Here is a 5,030-nt window from a genome sequence, read left to right as displayed (position 1 = left end):
GAATGAAGTTACTAACTCCATTCTTTTTTACTACTAAGTAGCGTACATAAGAATTTAAACATACATGCATACATTCTGTTTTGAAATAATAGTACCAGCTTTTTCTTCTAGTGCTTCATATACTTTTTCTAAAGACGTAATAATTGTTTTTCTTTTTGGATTTGTATTAACAAAATTAATAGCAGCTTCAATTTTCGGAAGCATGCTTCCCGCAGCGAATTGTTGTTCTTCAATATATTCTTCTAATTGATTCACTGTGACATGCTCTAATTTTTTTTGATTCGGTTGATTATAATTTACATACACATGATCAACTGCAGTTAAAATAACGAGCGTATCGGCATCTACTAATTCTGCTAATTTCTGTGCAGCGAAATCTTTATCGATAACCGCTTCAGTTCCTTTTAGCCCTTCTTCGGAATCAATTACTGGAATTCCACCTCCGCCAACAGCTATCACTATATTTCCATCTTCGACCAAAGAATTAATCACTTTATGTTCATGAATACTTACAGGCTTCGGTGATGGAACAACACGTCTCCATCCTCTACCAGCATCTTCTTTAAACACTGCTTTTGTTTCATCCATTAATCTTCTGGCCTCTTCTTCTGTATAAAAAGGACCGATTGGTTTAGTTGGATTTTTAAATGCCTCATCTTTTTTATCCACAACAACGCGTGTTATAACCGTTGCTACGTCTTTTTTTATATTCCGTTTTTTCAATGCCTTTTCAATCGCATTTTCCATCCAATATCCAATCATTCCTTGGCTCATTGCCCCACAAGTATCTAATGGCATTGCAGGTGTCTTTTCCGTTTCTGCAGCTTTTTGCTGTAATAAAATATTCCCCACTTGTGGGCCATTTCCATGCGCAATTACTATATCCACATCATTTTCCATTATTTTCACAAGTTGTTCTGCCGTTTTTTCCAACGCTTCTTGCTGCGCTCCCGCAGTAGCTTCTCCAGACTGTATCGCATTTCCCCCTAGTGCAAATACAATTTTTCTTCGTGCCATATTCCAGCCCTCCAGTTGATTTCGCTTTCACAGCGCTTTATAAAGTAATACTGCCTGTAATTAATCCATAAATCGCAAAGAATGCTAAAGCACCAATTGCTACGGATGATGCTAATTCCACTCGAGTAAATATTTGCTTCGAACTCTTTTGCTTTTGAACATTGTAAAAAATAAAAATACCTGGCGCATATAAAGTCATTGTTAATAATAAATACTCTAAACCAGCTGCATAAACTAGCCACACGCCATAAATACTTGCTATCAAGCCAATTATTATATTTTTATTTCGATCTGCTTCTTCAGACTTTAAGCTATGCTTCAGTTGATAAAACGCTGAAAAAGCATATGGGATTAAAATAGCTGAAGATGCTAAAGAGAATGCAAAGTTATACGCCTGATCAGAAACGACGAATGTTAACAAGAACATTTGTATTAAACCATTTGTTATCCATAATGAATTTACTGGAGCCTTATTTTTATTTTCTTTTGCGAACCATTTTGGAAATACTCCATCTTTAGCCGCTAAATATGGAATTTCAGAAGCGAGCAAAGTCCAACCTAACCAAGCACCTAATACAGAGATGACCAAACCTAAATTAATAAAGATAGCACCCCATTTTCCAACAACACTTTCAAATAAATAAGCCATAGCCGGATTTTTCAAACCTGCAATATCTGCTTGCTGCATAAGTCCAAGAGACAATAATGTGATTAAAATGTAAATGATGAGTGTACCAATTAAGCCAATAACGGTTGCTTTCCCTACATCACTTCTATTTTTTGCTCGACTGGATAAAACAACAGCCCCTTCTACCCCAATAAATACCCATAAAGTTACAAGCATTGTACTTTTAACTTGGCTGCCAACTGCTCCCCATGAAAAAGAACCAGCTTGCCCCCAAAATCCATCTAAGAACGTATCAATATGAAACGCGAAGATTCCTATGACAATAAATACAAATACAGGTACTAATTTTGCGATTGTAGTTACTAAATTCACAAGGGCTGCTGATTGAACTCCACGTAAAATTAACATGTGAACACACCATAATAATACGCTTGCACCAATAATGGATTCTACATTTTGACCGCCTTCAAAGATCGGGAAGAAATATCCTAATGAAGAAAACAATAATGTACCGTAAGCTACATTTCCAAGCCAAGCAGATAGCCAGTATCCCCACGCACTATTAAACCCCATAAAATTACCAAACCCTGCTTTTGCATAGCTAAAAATACCACCATCTAAATCTGGCCGTTTTACAGTTAGATTTTGAAAAGATAATCCAAGTGCAATCATCCCAATTCCTGTTATAACCCAGCCAATAATAATGGCTCCAGCACCAGCACCTTTTGCCATATCACTCGCTAAATTAAAGGCTCCACCGCCAATCATAGACCCAACTACAAGAGCCGTTAGTGTAAACAACCCTAATTTCTTATCTTCACCCATTCCACTCACCTCTCTTAAATTGCAATAACAATACAAAAGCAATAGTGAATGATCGTGTCTAAAGGAGGAGAAAGAAGAAAGGAAGACTCCCTTTCTTCTTTACTCCATATTTCCTAAAGTAGCTGCCATAACCGCTTTAATTGTATGCATTCTATTTTCAGCTTGATCAAATACTTTTGAATGTTTACTGCGGAATACTTCGTCAGTTACCTCCATTTCTTTCAACCCATATTTCTCATAAACTTCTTCGCCATACATCGTTTCAACATCATGAAATGCAGGTAAACAATGTAAGAAAATCACGTTTTCATTCCCTGTTGCTTTAATCATTTTCATATTTACTTGATAAGGTTTCAATAACTCGACACGTTCAGCAAATTTTTCTTCTTCCCCCATAGACACCCATACATCTGTATAAATTACATCCGCATTCGCAACAGCTTCTTCCACATTACTTGTTATCATTACCTGTTCATTATATTTTTTTGCTAAATCAATTACTTCTTGTGCAGGCCATAAAGATTCCGGTGTACAAATACGTACATCCATTCCAACGATTGCTCCACCAACTAGTAAGCTATTAGCAACATTATTTCGTCCATCGCCAACGTAAACGAGCTTCACATTTTTCAATTTCCCTATATGTTCTCTAATTGTTAATAAATCTGCTAGTGTTTGTGTTGGATGCCACATATCTGTTAATCCATTCCAAACCGGCACACCAGAATTTTGTGCTAAAGATTCTACGGTTTCATGATTAAATCCACGAAACTCAATTCCGTCAAACATACGCCCTAACACTTTTGCTGTATCCTCTACAGATTCTTTTTTCCCAAGTTGAATATCACCTTTCCCTAAATATTCAGGATTTGCTCCTAAATCTGTACATGCTACTGTAAATGCACAACGTGTACGAGTAGAAGTTTTTTCAAATAAGAGCGCTACATTTTTACCTTCTAAATAATGATGCGGAATACCATTTTTCTTTTTCTCTTTTAATTCTGCTGCCAAATCTAGAAAATATAATAATTCTTCTTGTGTAAAATCTTTTTCTGCTAGAAAGCTTCTTCCTTTTAAATTTGGTCTAGTCATTAACATAATTCATCCCTACTTTCTCCGTTATTTATACTAAATATCTTTACGAACAATTGGCATACTCATGCAACGTGGACCCCCACGACCACGAGATAATTCCGAACTTAGCACCTCAATCACTTCTATACCGTGTTCCCGTAATAACGTATTAGATACATAGTTGCGATCATATGTAACAACTACACCTGGCGCGATTGCTAATGTGTTCGAGCCATCATTCCATTGTTCACGAGCAGAAGCAATTACATCTCCTCCTCCACATGGAATAAGAACTAATTCACTTAAGCCTAATACCTCTTTTAATGCTTCCATTAAAGAAGTACGATGTGTAATTTTAAGAGTTTCCTCATCTGATCCTTTTTCTAAAATATAAATATTCATATTCCCTTTTGGCCCTTGAATGGCTGGGTGAATTGTAAACTTGTCATAATCAACCATTGTAAATACTGTATCTAAATGCATAAATGCTCGACATTTTGGAATTTCTATTGCTAACACTTTCTTAATTTTATTTTGTCGGCTAAAGAGATTTTTAGCTAAACGTTCAATTGCTTTAGCTGAAGTACGAGCAGATACTCCAATCGCAATTGTTTCTTCATTTAAAATTAGCTCGTCGCCACCTTCAATTGGAAATTTATAATCACGATCTAACCAGATTGGTACATTATGTTTTGCAAATCTTGGATGATATTTAATGATGTACTCCATGAATAATGATTCACGTCTACGCGCTGGTTCTCTCATCTTATTTATCGTTAAGCCATCGCCCACGCTAGCTGCTGGATCACGAGTAAAATATAAATTAGGCATTGGATCTAAGTAAAACGGATAGTGATCTTCCATTAATTCATATAAATGTGTCTTCTTACTTGTTTCAATTTCGTTTTTCCGTACACCGCCCATAATTTTTTGAATTAATTCTTCATTTGAAAAGGAAAGTAAATATTCTTTTAAAGTTTGATGTGCAACATTTACGTCGGCCTGTCCTTCTTTTAAAATACGATCAACAAATTCTTCTCGAAGTTTTTTATCTACTAACGCCTCAGCGGCTAGTTTTTCTAAATAAAGAACTTCAACACCCCGATTGCGTAACGTTTGTGCAAAATAATCATGCTCTTTTTGAATAATTGGTAAGTATGGAATATCGTCAAATAATAATTGCTGCAAATAATCTGGCGTCAAGTTTTCCACTTCTTTACCCGGTCGTTTTAATAAAACCGTTTGTAATTCCCCAATTTCTGAAGTAACATGTATCGGATGTTTCATTTGTTGTACCTCCTTTTAAATATGTTTGATGTCTTACAAGTACATAATAAATGCTCTGCACTTTCATCTTTGTGAAAGTATCCACATTATCATTGTGAAATATTAAACAAGTTATTTTTTTAAAATCATACGAATATGTATTTTTATAACAAACTATCTCGCTTTCTCAATAAAAAATACATATATTACGCATATATGT

4 protein-coding genes are annotated in these 5,030 nt (G+C 35.3%); all 4 read right to left on the bottom strand.

All coding sequences use genetic code 11. The annotated features are described in order from the left end of the window. Nucleotides 1-54: 54 nt before the first annotated feature. Nucleotides 55-1,017: a carbamate kinase gene (gene arcC / locus ABWK52_RS24075; protein WP_098542187.1), complete on the bottom strand. Its 963-nt coding sequence runs from the start codon at nucleotides 1,015-1,017 to the stop codon at nucleotides 55-57. Nucleotides 1,018-1,054: 37 nt separating this feature from the next. Next, complete coding sequence (gene arcD / locus ABWK52_RS24070; protein WP_000503410.1) at nucleotides 1,055-2,470, bottom strand: arginine-ornithine antiporter; 1,416 nt, start codon at nucleotides 2,468-2,470, stop codon at nucleotides 1,055-1,057. A 99-nt stretch (nucleotides 2,471-2,569) separates the two neighbouring features. Continuing rightward, nucleotides 2,570-3,568 (bottom strand): ornithine carbamoyltransferase, encoded by a 999-nt coding sequence (gene argF / locus ABWK52_RS24065; RefSeq protein WP_000930289.1) that lies wholly within the window; start codon nucleotides 3,566-3,568, stop codon nucleotides 2,570-2,572. Between the two features lie 30 nt (nucleotides 3,569-3,598). Then, nucleotides 3,599-4,831 (bottom strand): arginine deiminase, encoded by a 1,233-nt coding sequence (arcA, locus tag ABWK52_RS24060; RefSeq protein ID WP_000682331.1) that lies wholly within the window; start codon nucleotides 4,829-4,831, stop codon nucleotides 3,599-3,601. Nucleotides 4,832-5,030 lie beyond the last annotated feature (199 nt).

The sequence above is a fragment of the Bacillus sp. AP50 genome (assembly GCF_040492675.1).
In the GTDB taxonomy this organism is placed as follows: domain Bacteria; phylum Bacillota; class Bacilli; order Bacillales; family Bacillaceae_G; genus Bacillus_A; species Bacillus_A cereus.
The sequence above is the reverse complement of the archived record's forward strand: the minus strand, read 5'-3'. Positions and strand labels throughout refer to the sequence as shown.

Coding starts and splice junctions, on each gene's coding strand:
- arcC (WP_098542187.1), bottom strand. CDS start 1,017: ATGGCACGAAGAAAAATTGTATTTGCACTAGGGGGAAATGCGATACAG.
- arcD (WP_000503410.1), bottom strand. CDS start 2,470: ATGGGTGAAGATAAGAAATTAGGGTTGTTTACACTAACGGCTCTTGTA.
- argF (WP_000930289.1), bottom strand. CDS start 3,568: ATGTTAATGACTAGACCAAATTTAAAAGGAAGAAGCTTTCTAGCAGAA.
- arcA (WP_000682331.1), bottom strand. CDS start 4,831: ATGAAACATCCGATACATGTTACTTCAGAAATTGGGGAATTACAAACG.